This window comes from Pseudoalteromonas sp. P1-7a (genome assembly GCF_001401855.1).
GTDB lineage: Bacteria > Pseudomonadota > Gammaproteobacteria > Enterobacterales > Alteromonadaceae > Pseudoalteromonas.
The window spans coordinates 69044-89281 of record NZ_LKDU01000007.1 but is presented as its reverse complement, the minus strand read 5'-3'; the positions used below and the strand labels follow the sequence as shown (position 1 = coordinate 89281).

Below are 20238 nucleotides of genomic sequence, written 5' to 3'. Positions count from 1 at the left end.
AAGGTGTATTGTTAGACTGTATTTCAAGCACGTTAGGGAGCTAAGTATGCAAAATAAAACAATGGGTTACGCTTTAGAAGATCTCGACTTATTATTGACAGATGCCAACATAGCAACCATGGATAGCACAGTTGCTGCGCCTTATGGGGCGATAGAAAATGCGGCACTGGCGATTAAAAATGGCGAAATTGTATGGTTAGGTGAGCAATCAAACTTACCCAGTTTTGATGCCTTTGCTACCCCTACATTAAGTATTAAAGGGCAATGGTTAACACCTGGGCTTATTGATTGCCATACACATTTAATATTTGCAGGCTCCCGTTCAGAGGAGTTTGAGCAGCGCTTACAAGGTACAAGCTATGAACAAATAGCTGCACAAGGTGGCGGTATTGCCAGTACCGTTAGAGCCACTCGCGCGGCAAGCCATGAGCAATTATTTGTTGATGCAAAAGATCGCTTAAACACTTTATTTGCCGAGGGCGTGACGACTGCTGAGATAAAGTCGGGATACGGGCTTGATGTTGAAAACGAAATAAAAATTTTAGAAGTGGCGCGTTTGCTTAATGAGCATCACCCTATTGATATTAAAACCACGTTTTTAGGTGCGCATGCGTTACCCCCTGAGTACAAAGGCCGTGCAGATGAATACATTGATTTAGTATGTACACAGATGCTTGAGCAAATAGTGGCTAACAACCTTGCAGATGCTGTGGATGTGTTTTGTGAAAATGTAGGCTTTAGTCATGCACAAACAAAGCAGGTGTTTGATGCAGCTAAAAAACATAACTTGCCGGTAAAGTGCCATGCTGAGCAGCTTTCTAATCAGCAGGGCGCGCAGCTGGTGGCTGAGTATAAAGGCCTTTCAGCTGATCATATTGAATACCTTGATGAAAACGGTGTAAAAGCTATGGCTGAGGCTGGTACTGTGGCTGTTTTATTACCTGGGGCTTTTTATTTTTTACGTGAAACGCAGCTTCCGCCCATCGATTTGCTGCAAAAGTATAAAGTGCCTATCGCCATTGCCAGTGACTTTAACCCAGGGACCTCGCCTTTATGCTCTGTGCAATTGATGATGAATATGGCTTGTACTTTATTTAAGCTTACCCCCGAGCAAGCTCTTGCGGGTGTAACGCGCAATGCAGCGCAAGCGTTAGGGTTGAAAGATAGAGGTGTACTAAAGGTGGGTGCAAGGGCTGATATTGCACATTGGCAAATAAGTCACCCTTCACAATTAAGTTACCAATTTGGCGTAAATAAACTGTTAAATCTATGGATTTTGGGTAGAATTAATTAGTTTGTATTATTTTTGTTCATATTAAACATGCTTTTATTAAATTTTATAGCTAATGGAGTGGCGTAAGCTTGAGTATTTTGACTGATAGTAACTTTCCTATATTTTTTAGCGGCGCGCTGTTAATGGCGATGGTGGCTACGTTAGTTGCGGTTAAGAATACCAGTATTAAATTTAGTTATTTATGTACAGCAGTTGTTGGTTTAGCCATTTTAAGCAGTGGCGCTGCTTGGTTGGCAATATTGCTCGCCTTTGGTTTTTGCTTTCACTTATGGCTGACATTTGAACGTAATAGTTGGAGCATGATTATCACAAGTGCTGTTTCTGGCTTGCTATTTGTGGTGTTGTTTTCGGCGCATTTACTCATGAATGTGCCTCTATTTTGGGTGGTGGTGGCAATTATCCTGCAGGCGGTTGTAGGGCTAATGAACGATGAAGAAGAGCCCAAAGTTGAAGATTTGCATAATATCAACGAGCCTGAACCGTACCAAGATGACTCTCCCCTTGCTGCATTTGCTGATAAACAACAGTTACGTCAAGGTTATTACAGCTGGTGTAAAGAAAAACAGCTAGAAGCTGCACTGGTAATTGTGCGTTTAGAAGGGTTTGAGCAAGTTAATCAACATATTGGTAGAGACTTTGGTGATTTGTTGTTGGCACAATCAGCTAATAGAATAAAAGGCTTACTAAATAACGACGATGTGATTGATTTAGGGGGCTATGAGAAGCTGGCGCATTTAGGCGGTCTTAACTTTGCGTTTATTTGTAGCCTAGCTGCGCATAAACATACTCATGAACACATTATTGAGCAAATTATTGGCGCAACACTCAAGCCGTTCAATGTTGCTAATTGTACAGTAGAGGTAAAAGCAAGAGCCAGTTACGTTAATTGCGATGAGCAAGATGCTAACTTTGATAACTTAGTATCGTGTGCTTACTTAGCTCTTGATAGACAGCCTAAAAAAGCAGTGGTTGTGTACCATCAACAAATGATGGTTGAACAGCTCGAGCAGCAAGCCCGCTTAAAAGAGCTGGCTAATATTGATTTTGTAAGCGAACTTGAGCTTTATTTTCAGCCTATTATTCGTAACGATGACGGCCAAATTGAATTTTTAGAACTCCTACTGCGTTGGCAGCATCCCCAGCAAGGTATTTTATCTGCCCACCGATTTATTGATGATATTCGTATTGCCGGCTTAGCTTACCCACTAGCTAAATTTGTTATAGAGCGCGCTGCAGAGCTTGCCATGGCACTTCGCATTGAGGGTATTGCTATACCACTGAGCATTAACTTATTTGGCCCTGAAATGCTTAACGAAGAGTTTATTGAGTTTGTTGATGGCGTGGTGAGTGAACACAACTTACAGCATGGGGATTTAATTGTTGAATGCCCTCTGCATATATTCACAGATTTAGATAATAAGGGACGCGCCATGATTGCGCGATTAAACAATTTAGGTTTAAAAATATGTGTTGATGGGTTAGGCGATAACCCAATTGTGCTTTCTAAGCTGCCAAATTTAGCGGTTGAGTACATTAAAGTGGCACCATCGCTAACCGCCGATTTTAGCAATCAGAATAATATTCGCAGCCTAGTTGGCGGTATGGTTGAAATGCATAACCAACAAAATACCAAGGTTATTTTTGAGGGCGTTGAAACCTTAGATCAATTAAAGTTTGTAAAAAGCTTAAAAGCCCATGCGGCACAAGGTTATTATTTTGGCCACCCGTTGAGTAGTATTGGTTTAATGAGTTGGCTGAAGCAGTGGCAGGCTCATCAAGCACAATGAGTTATCATTTTTAAAAGTGGCGCTTTATCATCTCGATAGGCCCGTTTAATCACCGCGCTTTATGAGATTGCTCAGAGTACTCAATGTTACTATTTCGTGCTAACTAATTTTGCCTGTAAGTATGCATTTACTAACGCACTAATAATTTGCCCACAGCTTTGCATACCGGCTTTTAACCCTGCAGGGTGATTTATCGGTGCAGCTTCACATAAATGTAGGTAACGGGCAGTGCTGTGTTTTGCTGTTAAATATACATAGTGCTCAGCATCACTGACACTAAAACCGCAGCATGTGTAAGCGCTGGCTGGTAAAAATGAAATACTGTCTAGGTCGAGTTCAATACCCAGTGGCGCATTATTAAACCCTGCTAAGGCGTGCTGTACGGCATCAGTTAGTGATATTTCTCGACGTATATTAATGGCCTGATAGCTGTGATAACGACATTGATTTTGCGTGATCAAATCAAAAATGGCTTGGTTATTTTTTTGCTCATGCAGGCCAATAATATGATATTGCTGCAATGCATTTTTTTTCAAAGCATAGCTAAACCCATTGCCACTATGACGGCCTTCGCAAGGGCGTAAGTCTGCATGGGGGTCAAAATTTATAGCGTTAACAGCAGCCCCAATATGCTTGCTTAAAGCACTGAGTATACCAAAGCTATTATTGTGTCCGCCGCCAATAACAATAGGCTCAAGGCCAGAATTAAATATAAGCATTAATACCGCCTCTACTCGCTCATCTATTGTTGCGCATAACTTGCGTAGTTGAGCCAGCTCTTCAGTGTGCTGGTTATTTAAGCCTTGGGCTTGCGCCATTACATCATCAACGTCAATTTCGCCTAACAGCAGTACCTGCTGTGCTGCACTAAACTGGTTAACAGGTTGGTTTAAAAAGTATTGTAAAAAAGCGGGCCATGCCTGATGCGAGCCACCCCGGCCTAAATTAGCGCGAGGGCCTATATCTTCACATACACCAATTAATACGTAGCGAATACCAAATTGCGCTGCATCATTAAGTGCTTGTTGTACATTTACGTGGGTGTCTAATAGAGCAACAGACTGCCAGGTTTTTGTTTCGTTAGTGCGTGTGGAGCAATAGGGTTTAACGGCGTTTTCATCATACACTTTTAAGGTAGGGTGCACTGTGTTGAATCCGTATTGAGCAGTAAATAAATAGGGGTGGAGTAAGCTGTGCTTTTTCAAGCACAGCGTGTTACTTTATTCTTCGATAACTTCTAGTTCAAGTTCTTCGGCTGATAATACAATGCCAGTACTATCTGCATAGATAAAGTCATCATCAAAAAACGACACACCGGCAAAGTTAACGCCAATGCCATCTTCACCAGCGCCTTCGCTGTCGGCGGCAACAGGGATTGATGCAATTGCTTGAATACCTAAATCTATTTCTTCTAGCTCGTCTACATGACGTACAGCACCAAATACAATAATGCCGTTCCAGTTATTATCAAGCGCAAGCTCTGCAAGTTCAATGTCGATAAGAGCGCGTCGTGTTGATCCGCCTCCGTCGATAAGTAGTACTTGATCAGTACCATCTTGTGAGAGTATTTCACGGATCAGTTCATTATTTTCAAAACATTTAACGGTTTTAATTCGGCCGCCAAACGTGTGTCGACCACCAAAGTTGATGAACATCGGTTCAAGCACATCAACCACATCGGCAAAAAAATCACATAAGTCAGAAGTGCTGTAATCCATTATTTTATCCTCAAAGGGTACATAAGTTACCCTCAGTATACCCTCCTTATATGCAATAACAACGACTTAATCGCAGTAAATTTATTCAAAAAATAACGAAATTAGAAATGGAAACAATAGTGTCTTAAAAGCGTCACTCAATTGTTATTTTCTGCCACTAAGCTTTCATTATGGTTAGATATTGTGCAGCTGAAGGTGAATTATGAATGACAACAATGTGTTTAAAAAAATGGCTCGAATAGATGAACAACTGTTTTTAACTTTGTTTAATTATAACTCGCCCAAATGGTTAAAAACGGCTGCGCTTGGTTTATCTAAAAGTGGTAATGGTGGTTTATATTTACTTATGTGTTGCGCAGTTTGGTGGCTAAGTACCAATGAGCAGCATCAGTTATTGCCAATATCGGTGTTACTGGGGTTTGCAATTGAAAGACCGATATATTTTTTAGCAAAGCGTAGCTTTGCCCGTATCCGCCCCTGCGATTGCCTTGTGAGCAATGCGTATATTGTCCCGAGTGATAAATTCAGCTTACCTTCTGGGCACAGTGCGGCTGCTTTTTTAGTTGCGGTAATATTGGGCCACTTTTTTGCAGAGTATGCATGGCTATGGTTTAGTTGGGCCTCAGGTGTGGCGGTTTCTCGCGTTGTATTAGGCGTACATTTTCCAGCAGATATAATAATAGGCGCCGTTATTGGCAGTTCATGTGGTTTATTTGCGCTAGCTTTGGTGGTGCCAGTATGAAGATACTATACGGCATACAAGGGACAGGTAATGGCCACATTACGCGTGCCCGTGTTATGGCAAGTTGTTTTAAAGAGTTAGGTATAAATGTTGATTACGTTTTTTCAGGACGCCCTGAAAAAGAATACTTTGATATGCAGGACTTTGCTGATTACAAAACGTTTCGGGGGTTATCGTTCAGCACTAAAAACGGCCAAGTAAAAAGCTATCAAACATTAAAAAATGCCCGTGTCTGCGAGTTGGTTAACGATATAAAATCATTTGATGTAAAAAAATACGACTTTGTCTTAAATGACTTTGAGCCTATTTCAGCCTGGGCTGCAAAGTGCTCAGGCGTACCTGTAGTTGGTATTAGTCACCAGGCGGCTTTTTTATCTAATAGTGTGCCTATGTTTGGTCGAGGTTTATTTAGAAAATCTCTTATTAAGCACTATGCGCCAGCAAACACCTATTTAGGCGTACATTGGCAGCCTTTTGCAGATAATATTATACCGCCCTTTATTGCAAACCATAACCATGGCAACCCAGTCGCGGTTATGAATAAAGTGCTTGTATACTTACCCTTTGAAAACCTCGACAACATTATTGATTATTTGAAGGACTTCCCTGAAAAAGAGTTTTATTGTTACCACCCACACGCGCAAGATAAATCCCTTGGACACATTCATTTACGCGCTCCTTCACGGGCGGGGTTTTTAAACGATTTAGCAAACACGAGCGGTGTTATTGGTAATGCAGGCTTTGAACTGGCAAGTGAGGCTTTAAAGCTTGGGAAAAAGTTATTACTTAAACCACTCGATGGCCAGTTTGAACAAGATGCAAATGCGCAAACATTACGGGCGATGAAAATGGCTCATGTAATGAACTACTTAAACCCCCAAGCCTTAGATGACTGGAATAGTGCTCCGCAAAACAAGCAGATCAACTTTCCCAGTGATCCAGCTCCTCTAGTGCACTGGTTGCTTAAAAAACAATGGCATAACACTCACTCATTGCATAAAAATTTATGGGGTAGTGTCAATCTAATGGCATGACTTACATACAATAAAATTAACAAAAAGTTTAAAAAAAAGCGCCATAACGTACTACACTAATAGTGCATATTTAATATAGGTGTTTTCAATGAATTTTTTACAAAACTTAACTATTAAAAGACGTTTACAACTTAATGCAGTGGTAGTCGGTCTGGCAATGGTCATTTTGTTGTGTGTGATAATTTATGAGTCACGTGTAACACTTAATCTGAACAAAACAATTCAGCTTGCAGAAGAGCTCAACGTACATGCACTAGAGCTTAGAAAGTATGAAAAAAACTTTCTTTTTTACAAACAGCAGGAAGCACTTACATCATTTGATAAGGATTTTAAACAGCTAAGCACTAAAATCAAAGAGCTGCAGGAGGTAATGCAAAAGCAGGGTATTACCACAGCGCAAGTTGAGCATTTTCATACGCTTATTACTAACTACAACAACAATTTTTCAGAGGTTGTTAGGTTACAGCAGCAGATAGGTTTAAACCCTAAAGATGGGTTATATGGCAAGCTTAGAAATGCAGTACATGAAGTTGAAGAACTATTAAAAGAGCAAGATAACTTTGAGCTTTTATCAGTAATGCTTCAGCTTCGACGTGCTGAGAAAGATTTTATGCTGCGCTTTGATGCAAAATACTTAACTCGCTTTAATAACCTTATCAGTACGTTTAAGCAAAAAATTACGCAAGCTAATTTGCAAAGTAGTTATAAGTCGCAAATAAACCCGTTAATAGATACTTATCAGGTCGCTTTTCAAAACCTAGTTAAAGTACAAACTGAGTTAGGACTAGATTTAGACTCAGGTGCACTAGGCGTTATGCGTATTAACGTAGAAAAAAGTGACAAAGTTGTAAGTGAAATCGTTGAGTCAACTAAGTCACAAGTTGAAACAAGTGTTGAACAAGCAGAACTTATAGCCATTATAGTTTTTGTTCTTTCAGGGGTTACCGTGTTGGCGTTGGTGTACTTAACTAGTCATTCAATCATTGTACCTATTGAACGAGTGTATCACACCATAAACGACATACGCCGCAATAACGATTTAAGCGTAATGATAGAGCAAACAGGTAATGACGAAGTTACCATCATGACCTCAGACTTTAATAGCTTAATAGGCGATTTTAAAAACCTCATAAACGAAGTTAATACTGCGCTTAATACGTTAAATGTAGCAACAGAGCACTTATCTGAAAGCACCTCTGCAACAAGTTCAGGCATGCAAGAGCAATTACACGAAGCGGATATGGTGGCCACTGCGGCTACGCAAATGCAGGCAACGATTCAAGATATTTCGCATAACACCGAAGCTGCTGCTAAAAAAGCAGAGTCAACCAATCTAAGCGCGCAGCAAGGGCGCAATGAAGTAGATTCTACGGTTATGCACATACGCGATTTATCTTCGTCGTTAGGCAATGCATCAAGTGTGGTATCGCAACTTGAAAAAGACGGTGAAACCATAGGCTCAGTACTCGATGTAATCAGAGGCATTGCAGAGCAAACCAATTTACTGGCATTGAATGCCGCGATAGAAGCCGCTCGTGCTGGTGAGCAAGGGCGAGGATTTGCTGTAGTGGCAGATGAAGTGCGCTCGCTTGCGCAACGCACACAAGAGTCTACCAGTGAAATTGAAGGCATTATTAATACGCTTCAGCAGCGCACGCAAGAGGTCGTCAGCATTATGCATCAATGTCGTTCTCAAGGCGATGAGAGTGCTTCACAAGCTATTAAAGCGGGTGATTTACTCGGCGCTATTACCGAGGATGTGCAAACCATAATGGAAATGAGCACGCAAATTGCTGTTGCCATTGATGAGCAAAGTCAGGTGGCATCAGAGGTAAACAAAAATGTAGTACGCATTAGAGACATTGCCCAAGATGCCTCTGAGCATGCAGTGAATAATGCGCAAACCAGTGAAGAAGTCTCTGAACAAGCGCGCGTATTATTTGCGGCTATTGATAAGTTTAAAGTGTAATACAGCGTAGCGTTTAAAAAGCCAATAAGGTTTAGGGAACAAACTTTATTGGTACGCTATATTTGTTTTGTTCGTGCTCGGTAAGGCGCGCTTGGTATTTATCCCACAAGGTTTTTTGCTGCGCTTGTAGTGCTTCAAAGTAACTCCAGCTAAATAGCCCGCTGTTGTGGCCATCATCAAAGTCTAACCTAATTGCGTAATGCCCCACCGGTACAATCTCTTTTATACCAACATGTTGTTTATTAAGTACCAACTTCATTGGCTCTGCACCATGTCCTTGCACTTCGGCAGAGGGGGAGTGAACGCGTAAAAACTCGCAGCTAAATACAGCCATACTGTCATCATCAAAGTAAACATCTAGGTTTTTACTCACGCTATGATAATGCACTTTTGTTACGTGTTTCATTTTATATGTCCCATTAAAAAGCCCCCAATATGGAGGCTTTTAGTATAGTATTTTTGCCTACCTTATAAAATAAAGCGGCTTAAGTCTTCGTCTTCTACAAGTGCACCTAAGTGTTTTTCTACGTAGGCGGCATCTATAGTAAGGGTAGAGCCTGCCTGCTCAGATGCATCGTATGAAATTTCTTCCATTAGCTTTTCCATTACCGTATGTAAGCGACGCGCACCAATATTTTCGGTTTTCTCGTTAACTTGCCATGCCGCTTTGGCAATACGATCTATTGCATCATCACTAAACTCAACGTTAACTTGCTCAGTTTTAAGTAGCTCACGTTGCTGCTCAGTAAGTGAAGCATGTGGCTCGGTAAGAATACGTTTAAAGTCATTAGCACTGAGCGCTTCAAGTTCTACACGAATAGGTAAACGGCCTTGTAACTCAGGGATCATGTCTGATGGCTTAGCCATTTGGAACGCGCCCGATGCAATAAATAACATGTGATCGGTTTTAACCATACCGTGCTTAGTATTTACAGTTGAGCCTTCAATTAGTGGTAGTAAGTCGCGTTGCACACCTTCACGGCTTACATCTGGACCTGACGAATCGCCACGCTTACAGATTTTGTCTATTTCATCAATAAACACAATACCGTTTTGCTCTACAGCAAAGATAGCCTGCTCTTTTAACTCTTCAGGATTAACGAGCTTAGCGGCTTCTTCTTCAGTTAATAGTTTGAAGGCTTCTTTAATTTTTAACTTACGCTTAGTACGTTTGTCGCCACCCATGTTTTGGAACATGCTTTGCAGCTGGTTGGTCATATCTTCCATACCAGGTGGTGCCATAATCTCTACATTTGGCTGCGCTTGCGCTAAATCTATTTCTATTTCTTTATCATCAAGCTGACCTTCGCGTAATTTTTTACGGAATGTTTGGCGAGTCGATGAGTTGTCATCACGCTGCGTTTCACCGTATTGATCTTTAGCGGGTGGTAAAAGTGCATCTAAAATACGCTCTTCTGCTGCTTCTTCTGCGCGGTGTTTAAACTTTTTAGTTTGTTGCTCGCGGGTCATTTTAATTGATACATCAACTAAATCGCGAATGATAGTTTCTACTTCTTTACCAACATAACCTACTTCAGTAAATTTAGTCGCCTCTACTTTAATAAAAGGCGCATTTGCTAGTTTAGCTAAACGGCGGGCAATTTCAGTTTTACCAACACCGGTTGGACCAATCATTAAAATGTTTTTAGGGGTTACTTCGCTACGTAGGTCATCGTTTAATTGCATTCTGCGCCAGCGATTACGCAAGGCAATAGCCACGGCTTTTTTAGCTTTAGCTTGACCAATAATATGCTGATCTAACTCGTGTACAATTTCTCTTGGGGTCATAGCAGACATAATGGGTCCTATTATAGTTCTTCGATTGTTTGGAAGTTGTTGGTAAATACACAGATATTGCCAGCAATGGTCAGGCTTTTTTCTACGATATCGCGAGCGCTTAAATCGGTATTTTCTAATAGGGCAGTGGCTGCTGATTGAGCAAAGTTACCACCGCTACCAATAGCAATTAAATCGTTCTCTGGCTGCACTACGTCACCGTTACCTGTGATAATTAGTGAAGCAGTTTCATCTGCAACTGCCAACAACGCCTCAAGCTTGCGCAGAGCTCGGTCGCTACGCCAATCTTTGGCCATTTCTACAGCGGCTTTAGTGAGGTTACCTTGGTGCATTTCTAGTTTGCTTTCAAAGCGTTCGAAAAGGGTAAAAGCATCAGCAGTACCGCCGGCAAAACCAGCAATTACTTTGCCATTATAAAGGCGTCGAACTTTGCGGGCATTGCCCTTCATTACGGTATTACCAAGCGATACTTGGCCGTCGCCACCAATTACTACTTTATTGTCGCGGCGTACACTTACGATAGTGGTCATGTTATTCCTCATCATCAAGCTGCGAGGGCAGCTTGTAAAAAACGATTATGAAGAGGTTATATGGGTGAATGCACTAATTTCAAGTCCAGCCCCAAATTCCGCAGCTAACAACGTGTACTCGCTTGAGTTTGTTTTTGTCGCTCTCGGCTTGGCGCTTTGTTTTGTATGGGCCTAAACGCACTTTATACCAAACCCCGTTAGTACCGGTGGTTTTTTTAATTTCAGAAATTAAGCCCGCGAAAGCAATTTTAGCTTTAAGGGTTTCAGCTTGCTCATGTGTTCTAAACGACCCACACTGCATAACATAGGGGCCTTTTTGCTCAATTTCTCTCACTTCTACTTGGATCTCATGCTCTTTAATTTCTTCAATGAACTTAGGGGCGCGAGGTTTAGCTATTTCTACTTTTTCAGCTGTTTTAGGGTGTGCCTGCTGCTCAACAAGCTCAGGATCAGCATTATTTTTAATAAACCATAAGCCGTAGGCAAACCCACCTACAAGCAAAACAGTAATAACAACTAAAAGTATAGGAAATGGTTTTTTAGCAGGGGTCTGCTTGGTGTTTTTTCTACCCGATGGTTTTTTATTAATATAATCGTGCTGTGCCATTTGGCTTTAACCTAAATCATGTCTATAGGGTCAACATCAAGGCTCCAGCGCACTTTTTGTGCGAGTTTGCTGGTGCTTAAATAGTCAACCATTTGCGCAAGATACTGATGCAATACTTTGCGGTCTTGCGCTTGAATGTGTAATTGAAATCGATACATACCCGCCACTCTTTCAAGTGGAGCAGGGATTGGACCGAGCAATTGTATACCAGATACACCGTTAACAGGAACCAAATCCGTCAAAAAATCGACAACTTGCTTAATACTGTGCCCTTGTGCCCTGACTATAGCCATATTAGTGATGGGTGGTAAATCAGCGTCATCTCGCTCACTTAAAGCAAAACGGGCAAAGTCTTGATAGCCGTTATTAACTAAATCTTGTAAAAGAGGGTGTTCTGGAAAGTGCGTTTGCAGTAATACTTGCCCAGGCTCCCCCGAGCGACCCGCGCGCCCAGCAACTTGAGTCACTAGCTGGGCTAAATGCTCAGTAGCTCTAAAGTCACACGAGTACAAACCACTATCTACATCTAATATAAGCACTAAGCTAACATCGGCAAAATGATGACCTTTAGCTAACATTTGTGTGCCCACTAAAATACGCGCTCCACCTTGGTTTATTTCCTCTAAGGCTTTTTCTAAGCTTCCTTTACGGCGGGTTGAGTCGCGGTCGATGCGACTTACGGGCGTATCGGGAAATTCACTCGATAAAAACTCTTCAATTTGCTCTGTGCCTTTTCCGTTAGGAAAAATTTGCGTGCTACCGCAATCAGGGCATTGATGAGGTACAGGGTGCTGCTCACCACAGTGATGGCAAATCATTTGACCAATGGCTTTATGAAAGGTGGCACTAGTGCTGCAACGATTGCACTCACTTAGCCACCCACATTCGTGACAAATAAGCGTAGGAGAAAAACCGCGACGATTTAAAAACACCATAACTTGCTTACCGCGGTTTAAATGTTGGCGCATAGTGGCAAGGCTTGCATGAGCAATACCCGCTTGATCGGGCTGACCCTTCATATCAAGCAACATAAACTTATTATCGGTTGCTGTTTGCGCGCGCTCTGTAAGGCTTAAAAGTTGGTATTTATTGTTTATAGCTTTGTGCAGTGTTTCCAGTGCTGGGGTGGCACTGCCTAAAATAAGCGGTATTTTATGCTGAAATGCCCGATAAGCTGCTAAGTCGCGTGCGTGGTAACGTAAGGTATCTTGCTGTTTGAATGATGAATCGTGTTCTTCATCAACCACTATCATTCCTAACTTTAAAAAAGGGAGAAAAATACTTGAACGGGTACCTATTACAATTGCGCAGCTGCCTTTTTCGCAAAAACGCCATGTTTGCAAGCGCTCGTTATCGGTGAGGGCTGAGTGCCATAACATAATTGGCGTATCAGGAAAGCGACGACGAAATCGGTTGACGGTTTGTGGCGTCAACCCTATTTCAGGTACTAGTACTAGGGCTTGTTCGCCACGTTTGAGGACTTCTTCTAAGCATTGTAAATATACTTCGGTTTTACCGCTGCCGGTCACACCTTCTAATAAAAAGCTATTAAAACCAACGCTTTGATTTATTGTTGTGCACGCTACGGCTTGCTCTTTATTCAGTACTGGCTTAGTACCGACTGTGGGCGCAACGCTTTGCCATTGGTTGTCGTGCTCAATGCTTTGGGTTATAAATTCTTTATCTATTAAGGCATCTATTGTTTTTTTACTAAAGCCGAGCGCTTTTAGTTCGGTTAATGATGACTTACCTGATTGTGCGAGCTGCTTTAACAAGTTTAATTGGGTTTTCGCTTTTAATGACGGTATTTTTGCGCCTTTTTCGGTAAGACTAACCATACTTATGCTGGTTTTATCAGGGTGCTCACCTTGGCGAAGCGCACTAGGCAGCGCAATGTGTATAGTTTCACCGAGTGGGTAGCAATAATAGCGGGCGGTAAAGCTAAGCAGTTCTAAATGCTGCGATGATAAAATGGGGGTTTGGTCAATAACTTCACTAATCGCTTTAATTTTGTTCTCGGGTACATCGGTATGCGTTTTAAGTGCAAGAACAACAGCTACTTTCTTTTGATTCCCAAAAGGCACCAAAACACGCATCCCTGGCATAATTGTCGCTGAGGGCGAGATAAGTTGTTCATCTATTTTATAATCAAAGGTGCGTGGTAACGGAACTTTTATAGCAACTTCAACAAAGCGCATAACAACTCATGTGATAAAGGGTAATAGCTTAATGTACTAAAAATAAGGCTAAAAACCTATACTCAAATAGTCGCTCTAAGGCTAGTTGGTTACTTTTTTGACAAAAAGCGTAATTAAAGCTTGTGCGGGGCAGGCTAGTTGGATAAAATCCGCGGCCTATAAATTTGTTTTAACGACGTATGGTGCCAGACTTCGGGTTTGGAGAGCGATGCGGCCTTAACTAGAGGTTCCTATGAAAGAAGGTATTCACCCTAAGTACGAAGTAATTTCTGCAACATGTTCATGCGGAAACAAATTCGAAACTCGTTCTACTCTTTGTAAAGACATTCACCTAGACGTATGTTCAGCGTGTCACCCGTTTTACACTGGTAAGCAAAAGATTTTAGACACTGGCGGCCGTGTTGATCGCTTCAACAAGCGCTTCGGTGCACTTAGCAGCAAAAAATAATTATTGCTGTTTAGTAAAAAAAGCATCTTCGGATGCTTTTTTTGTGTCTAAAATTCACCTTTTTGGGTAGAAAACTACCAATTATTACCATATTCCCACTGCATAACTATTTCCTGTTCTTATTCTGAATATGCATAAAGCTTTGCAGACAAACAGACAATTCTTCTCTATATTTTTTATACGTTAATTTTTAACCAAGTTGCTAAAAGCGCTAATCGTGGCGATATTTGTTTTTAACAGTGATTAACGCGCCATAATGGTGCAGTTTGATAGACTAATATCATGCAAAATACTAAAAATATTGTTTAGGTAAAATGAACCTCAAAAAGCACTTTTTAAATGAATTTTTATTTTTTAATGTTGATAACTTTTAGCGAAGTTGCTGATAAATCACTTAAAATTAACGGATATAGCATATAACAGGATAGACCTGATATTGCTTGGAATTTAAAATTAATAAGAGTATCTTAGCCCCATACTCCCTCTCACTTAACTTAAATTGCAGGATACCATCGCGTTATGTCAGATTTTCGTGAACAAGCATTACATTACCATTCTCACCCCGTTCCAGGCAAAATTAGCATTGAGCTAACAAAACCAGCTGAAACGGTGCAAGATTTAGCATTAGCCTATAGCCCTGGTGTAGCAGAGCCTGTGCGAGAAATTGCAGCAGATCCAGCCAATGCGTATAAATACACCGGTAAAGGTAATATGGTTGCAGTTATCAGTAATGGTACGGCAATTTTAGGTTTAGGTAATTTAGGGCCACTAGCCTCTAAGCCTGTTATGGAAGGTAAGGCGCTCTTATTTAAGCGTTTTGCCGGCCTTGATTCTATTGATATTGAAGTTAAGCATCGCACCACCGAAGATTTTATAAATACAGTGGCCAACATTGCCGACACGTTTGGTGGTATTAACTTAGAAGATATTAAAGCGCCAGAGTGTTTTGAAATTGAAAAAGCGCTTATTGAACGCTGCAGTATTCCGGTTTTTCATGATGACCAACATGGTACCGCTATTGTAACTGCAGCAGGAATGCTTAACGCATTAGAAGTGCAAGGCAAATCAATAGAAGATGCCATTATTGTATGCTTAGGTGCCGGTGCTGCAGCAGTTGCGTGTATGGAGCTGTTAATTAAGTGTGGAGCACTGCGCGAACATATTTATATGCTAGACCGAAAAGGGGTTATTCATACCCGCCGCGATGACTTAAATGAATACAAGCAGCTTTTTGCTAACAATACAGATAAGCGCACGCTGCAAGATGTAATTGCTGATGCAGATGTGTTTGTAGGTGTATCGGGCCCTAATTTGCTAGCACCTGAAGACCTAAAGTTAATGGCCGATAAGCCAGTGGTATTTGCATGTTCAAACCCAGATCCTGAAATTGCACCTGAGCTTGCGCACAGTGCACGTAAAGACTTAATTATGGCCACAGGGCGTTCTGATTTCCCTAACCAGGTTAATAATGTTTTATGTTTCCCGTTTATTTTCCGTGGTGCTTTAGATGTGCGTGCAAGCGCAATTAACGATGAAATGAAAATAGCTGCTGTTGAAGCTATTCGTAGTATTGCTAAAGAGCCAGTGCCTGAGCAAGTATTAAAAGCAGCGGGTGTAGAAAAGCTCGAATTTGGTGCAGATTACATTATTCCTAAGCCGATGGACCCGCGTTTATTACCACGTATAGCCAAGGCGGTTGCGATTGCGGCTGTTGAATCGGGCGTGGCACAAATCGACTTACCTGAAAATTACATGGCATAATATATAGCGCTTAAACAAAAAAACCTCAGCATGCTGAGGTTTTTTTGTTTAAAAAGACGTTTTATTCTTCGTCTAAAATAGGCACTTCTAAACCCATTTCTTGCATTATTTTTTTAACTTCTTCAGGTACTTTTTCTGCGTTGTCTTTACGTAGGTCATCATCATTAGGTAATGGTTGGCCTGTAAAAGCATGCAAAAACGCTTCGCATAGTAACTCGCTATTTGTTGCATGACGCAGGTTGTTTATTTGACGACGTGTACGCTCATCAGTTAATACTTTTAATACATTTAGCGGGATCGAAACGGTGATCTTTTTAACTTGCTCTGATTTTTTCCCGTGTTCTGCGTATGGGTGAATATACTCACCATTCCATTTAGCCATAAGATGTATCGTTGCCTCAGATTATTAATTTCTCACACGGCGTAAAAAGCGTGTAAATATGCGTGAAATTCTATCGTTTTAAAAAAGATAGTCAAATAATAGATAGCAATCTATCTTAATAAGCTGGTTGTAACGGCAAATAAAGATTTATGAGGGCTTTACACGTATATTATTTTTAGCCATCTAGAGCTTTAAAATCTTTGACTTATTATAATGGATAACTTACTCTTTTAGACGTCTAAACATCCAAATTAATCAGGTGACGAATATGAGCGAAAAAAACAAAGCAACCATTGCTGTACGAAATGGGGTTGATGCCGATAAACATCATGGCGCCGTTGTACCGCCAATTTATTTATCGACGACGTATTCGTTTGCCGATTTTGATACTAAGCGCGCATATGACTATGGGCGCAGTGGCAATCCTAATCGCGATATTTTAGCAGAAACGCTAGCAGAGCTTGAAGGTGGCGCGCGGGGCATTATTACTGCTACGGGCATGGCTGCTGTGCATTTAGCCACACAGTTATTAAATAACGATGATACCTTGGTTATCCCTCACGATTGTTATGGCGGCAGCTACCGTTTATTTACGTCGTTAGAAAAGCGCGGCTTGCTTAAACTTAAAGTACTTGATTTAACTAAACCAGAAAGCCTAGAACAAATTTTAACCATCAAACCTAAATTAATTTGGATAGAAACACCCAGTAACCCTGTGCTGCGCCTAACGGATATTAAAGCCGTGACGGATATAGCAAAACAGTGCGGTGCATTAGTGGCTGCCGATAACACCTTTTTATCACCGGCATTACAAAACCCAATTAAGTTTGGCGTAGATATTGTGGTGCACTCAACCACTAAATATATCAACGGCCATTCTGATGTTGTAGGCGGTGCAGTTGTTGCTGCAACACAAGAGCTTGGTGATGAGCTTGCTTGGTGGGCCAATAACATTGGCATTACCGGCGCTCCATTTGATAGCTATTTAACGTTACGTGGTTTACGTACTTTAAATGTGCGCTTAAGGCAGCACCAAGAAAATGCTCTGGCGATTGCTAAATACCTTGAAAGCTCTGAGTATGTTAGCCAAGTTTACTACCCTGGCCTTGAATCGCACCCTCAACATACGCTTGCTAAAGCCCAACAACTTGGCTTTGGTGGCATGGTTAGCTTTGATATTAAGGGGGATGTGGATGATGCTGCGGCGTTTTTAACAAGCCTTAAAGAGTTTAGCTTAGCTGAATCGCTAGGTGGGGTTGAGAGTTTAATTTGTCACCCTGCGACCATGACTCACGCAGGTATGGAGCCAAAAGCGCGTCTAGAAGCGGGAGTGGGCGATACGTTAATTCGTATTTCGGTCGGTATTGAAGATGTAGAAGATCTATTAGCTGATTTTGAGCGTGTTTTTAACTTAGTTAAACCTGGACAAAATAAAAATGTAGGGCGCGTTGGTAAAGCCGCAGGCAATGCCAATGGTGATGTAAAGCAGCAGGCTGCCCATCCAGCTTTGTGGTGATTGAGTATGGTAAATAGTGTACATAAATTTGGTGGTTCGAGCTTAAGTTCGAGCGAGCGCTATCAGAGCGTGGCAAAAATTATTATTGCTCACACACAGCCAGGCGACTGCGTGGTTGTATCTGCTGCGGGTAAAACCACTGATACCTTGGTTTCGCTGTGGCAAAGTTATCAACAACAAGATAAGCAAGCCGTTGCTGATATTTTACTGCAATTGAGTAACCACCAAACAGCATTAATTGAAGCGTTATTAAAAGCCGATGCTAAACACGCAGCTTTAGCTGTGTTAGCGCAAGAGCTAAGTGATGTGGCAGAGCAAGCCAATGAGCAGCAGTTGCAAGAGGCGGCGCTACTGGCGCATGGCGAACTGTGGTCTGCGCGGTTATTGGCGGCCTATTTAACGCAATTAAACATTCAAGCGTGTGCTCATGATGCTAGAGCGCTGTTTAGTGTAACAAGCGGGGAGCTTTTGCATGCGCAAAACAAGCAGCAATGCAGCCAAGTTATTGATGAAAATAAAATTAATGTAGTAACAGGGTTTATCGCAGCAAGTGCTGATGGCGAAACAGTTACGCTTGGGCGTAATGGCAGTGACTACAGCGCCACTTTATTAGCCAATTATTGCGACGCACACAATGTATGTATTTGGACTGATACACCTGGCGTGTTTAGTGCAGATCCCCGTAAAGTTGAAAAGGCGATTAAGTACAACAAGGTGTGCCGTGAACAAGCTAACCTATTAGCTCGGTTGGGTAACCCTGTGTTACATGCAAAAACGCTTTCGCCTTTAAAACATAGTAATATTAAACTGGCTGTGCGTAGCAGTTTTGATGTGCAAACTGCCCCTACCAATATTGTAAAACAAGGCAAAGCTAAGCAAAAACGTTTCATTACTACATTACAAAACGTTGATTTACTACTTGTAGAAGGTATTAACGCGGGTGAAGTGGCGCATGTTAGCCAACTTATTCAACACAGCCTTCATCATTTTATACACAACGGCGATACATACTTAGTTGTGCCCGCGGGAGCAACGCATCAAGTAGTGAGTTATTTTGCTGGGCGAGCAAACATAAGCGAGTCTAATTTAAATGGCTGCGCGGTTGTTGCACCTACGCAAGATGTTTACACCCTAAGTACATTAGCGGCTGAGGTTTTAAATCAGCAAAGTATTCACCCTCGTTTTATTCATCAAGATACAGGCTATACATTGCTGTTAACTGATCAGTTAATAGAAAGCGATGTACTTAGTTTATTGCACGAAAAATTAATTAATAAAGGCCAAGAGATTGCCCTAGTTGTGGCTGGTTTAGGTAATGTAGGCGATGAATTTTTAAGCCAGCTAGAAGCTCAATTTAAGCGTTTGTCGGGCGATTATAGTATTAAGCTAGTTGGGTTAATTCGCTCGCAACATATGCTATTTAATGCCTCGGGTATTACGCTTGGGCAATGGAAAAAACAATGGCAGCATAATGCCGTTGCTTATGAGCAGACGGATTTATTAAGTGCATTAAACGAACTTGATTACGAGCACAAAGTTGTTGTTGATATAACGGCAAGCGAGCAATTTAGCCAATTATACACCGACTTTGTAGAGCGAGACTGTCATTTAATAAGTGCTAACAAGTACGCGGGCACGGCTGCAACAAATTGGTATAACGCGCTGCGCCAAAGTATTAGCGAGCGTAACTTGCATTGGCGCTATAACACCAGTGTAGGGGCTGGGCTACCAATTAACTTTGCATTGGCCGATTTACAAAATAGTGGCGATAAAATTACGCGGATTGAAGGTGTTTTCTCGGGCACACTCTCGTGGTTGTGCAGTAAGTACGATGGCAGTGTGGCATTTTCTGATCTTGTTCTTGAAGCGCAAAAAATGGGCTTTACAGAGCCTGATCCGCGCGAGGATTTATCAGGTCGCGATATGCAACGTAAATTACTGATACTTGCGCGCGAGCTTGGCATTGAATTAGATTTAGATGATATAAGCTTACAAGCATTGATGCCTGATGAGTTAGCCCAAGGCTCATGGGATGATTTTTTAGCGAATAAAGATAAGTTAAATGCCTTTATTAAGCACCATGGCGATGCGGCAAATACGCAAAATGCTGTACTTAGGTATACAGGCTTATTGGCATTAGAGCCGGGAAAAGTAACGGCGAAGGTAGGTATAACTTACGCGCCTAAAGGGGATGCCTTAGCTAACTTAACACCTGGCGATAATATCTTTGTTATTAATAGCCAGTGGTATAACGAAAACGCCTTAGTAATACAAGGCCCTGGGGCAGGCAAAGAAGTGACCGCCGCGGGAGTGCACTCTGATTTATTTTGGTTAGTTAAAAACCTAAAATAGCGGGGCCAAATATTAATAGTAAAACGGCAGCGTGTGCTATACCAATCCGCAATAACACTTAATCATTTTCAGGGGCTAAACGTGTCGCTATCTGCGTTAAAAA

17 protein-coding genes are annotated in these 20238 nt (G+C 41.6%); 9 read left to right on the top strand and 8 right to left on the bottom strand.

The annotated features are described in order from the left end of the window. Positions 1 to 46: 46 nt before the first annotated feature. Entirely contained in the window at positions 47 to 1294 is a 1248-nt protein-coding gene (gene hutI / locus AN389_RS07090) for an imidazolonepropionase (RefSeq protein WP_055019508.1), read from the top strand. A 122-nt stretch (positions 1295 to 1416) separates the two neighbouring features. Then, positions 1417 to 3081, top strand: a complete 1665-nt coding sequence (locus tag AN389_RS07085) for a GGDEF domain-containing phosphodiesterase (protein ID WP_055014646.1) — start codon at positions 1417 to 1419, stop codon at positions 3079 to 3081. Positions 3082 to 3170: 89 nt separating this feature from the next. On the opposite strand, the gene AN389_RS07080 is transcribed toward AN389_RS07085, so the two are convergent. Next, positions 3171 to 4226 carry a formimidoylglutamase gene (locus AN389_RS07080; protein WP_055019507.1) on the bottom strand — a complete coding sequence of 352 codons (1056 nt, stop codon included), beginning with the start codon at positions 4224 to 4226 and terminating at the stop codon, positions 3171 to 3173. Positions 4227 to 4301: 75 nt separating this feature from the next. Then, positions 4302 to 4799, bottom strand: coding sequence for a ribonuclease E activity regulator RraA (gene rraA, locus AN389_RS07075; protein ID WP_004589330.1), 498 nt, complete (start codon positions 4797 to 4799; stop codon positions 4302 to 4304). Positions 4800 to 5001: 202 nt separating this feature from the next. Between rraA and AN389_RS07070 the strand changes: the two genes are divergently transcribed. From AN389_RS07070 to AN389_RS07060, 3 genes are all read left to right on the top strand, one after another. Next, a complete protein-coding gene (locus AN389_RS07070; protein ID WP_055014582.1) occupies positions 5002 to 5541 on the top strand; it encodes a phosphatase PAP2 family protein in 540 nt (179 codons plus the stop codon). Further along, on the top strand, positions 5538 to 6575 hold the full coding sequence (locus tag AN389_RS07065) for an MJ1255/VC2487 family glycosyltransferase (RefSeq protein WP_055017782.1): 1038 nt from the start codon (positions 5538 to 5540) through the stop codon (positions 6573 to 6575). Before AN389_RS07070 ends, AN389_RS07065 begins: the two co-directional genes overlap by 4 nt. Positions 6576 to 6663: 88 nt before the next feature. Further along, positions 6664 to 8544 (top strand): methyl-accepting chemotaxis protein, encoded by a 1881-nt coding sequence (locus AN389_RS07060; RefSeq protein WP_055019506.1) that lies wholly within the window; start codon positions 6664 to 6666, stop codon positions 8542 to 8544. A gap of 31 nt (positions 8545 to 8575) precedes the next feature. On the opposite strand, the gene AN389_RS07055 is transcribed toward AN389_RS07060, so the two are convergent. The 5 genes from AN389_RS07055 to priA all read right to left on the bottom strand — a co-directional run bounded on the left by AN389_RS07055 (position 8576) and on the right by priA (position 13676). After that, positions 8576 to 8950 carry a gamma-butyrobetaine hydroxylase-like domain-containing protein gene (locus AN389_RS07055; protein WP_055019505.1) on the bottom strand — a complete coding sequence of 125 codons (375 nt, stop codon included), beginning with the start codon at positions 8948 to 8950 and terminating at the stop codon, positions 8576 to 8578. 62 nt (positions 8951 to 9012) lie between these two features. After that, entirely contained in the window at positions 9013 to 10341 is a 1329-nt protein-coding gene (gene hslU, locus AN389_RS07050) for an HslU--HslV peptidase ATPase subunit (RefSeq protein WP_055014586.1), read from the bottom strand. 11 nt (positions 10342 to 10352) lie between these two features. Then, positions 10353 to 10871: an ATP-dependent protease subunit HslV gene (gene hslV, locus AN389_RS07045; RefSeq protein ID WP_004589336.1), complete on the bottom strand. Its 519-nt coding sequence runs from the start codon at positions 10869 to 10871 to the stop codon at positions 10353 to 10355. 79 nt (positions 10872 to 10950) lie between these two features. Then, positions 10951 to 11478, bottom strand: coding sequence for an SPOR domain-containing protein (locus AN389_RS07040; protein ID WP_055014587.1), 528 nt, complete (start codon positions 11476 to 11478; stop codon positions 10951 to 10953). An 11-nt stretch (positions 11479 to 11489) separates the two neighbouring features. Further along, a complete protein-coding gene (gene priA / locus AN389_RS07035; RefSeq protein ID WP_055019504.1) occupies positions 11490 to 13676 on the bottom strand; it encodes a primosomal protein N' in 2187 nt (728 codons plus the stop codon). Positions 13677 to 13908: 232 nt separating this feature from the next. Here priA and rpmE point away from each other — a divergent pair, with 232 nt between their 5' ends. Continuing rightward, positions 13909 to 14124, top strand: coding sequence for a 50S ribosomal protein L31 (gene rpmE, locus AN389_RS07030; RefSeq protein ID WP_008115018.1), 216 nt, complete (start codon positions 13909 to 13911; stop codon positions 14122 to 14124). Positions 14125 to 14643: 519 nt separating this feature from the next. Continuing rightward, the gene (locus tag AN389_RS07025) at positions 14644 to 15885 is read left to right on the top strand and encodes a malic enzyme-like NAD(P)-binding protein (protein ID WP_029771819.1); all 1242 of its coding nucleotides are present in this window, start codon (positions 14644 to 14646) and stop codon (positions 15883 to 15885) included. 61 nt (positions 15886 to 15946) lie between these two features. Here AN389_RS07025 and metJ read toward each other — a convergent pair whose 3' ends face one another. Further along, entirely contained in the window at positions 15947 to 16267 is a 321-nt protein-coding gene (gene metJ, locus AN389_RS07020; RefSeq protein ID WP_004589341.1) for a met regulon transcriptional regulator MetJ, read from the bottom strand. A gap of 268 nt (positions 16268 to 16535) precedes the next feature. Here metJ and metB point away from each other — a divergent pair, with 268 nt between their 5' ends. Then, positions 16536 to 17783 (top strand): cystathionine gamma-synthase, encoded by a 1248-nt coding sequence (gene metB, locus AN389_RS07015; protein WP_055014589.1) that lies wholly within the window; start codon positions 16536 to 16538, stop codon positions 17781 to 17783. Positions 17784 to 17789: 6 nt separating this feature from the next. Further along, positions 17790 to 20135, top strand: coding sequence for a bifunctional aspartate kinase/homoserine dehydrogenase II (gene metL / locus AN389_RS07010; RefSeq protein WP_055014590.1), 2346 nt, complete (start codon positions 17790 to 17792; stop codon positions 20133 to 20135). Positions 20136 to 20238 lie beyond the last annotated feature (103 nt).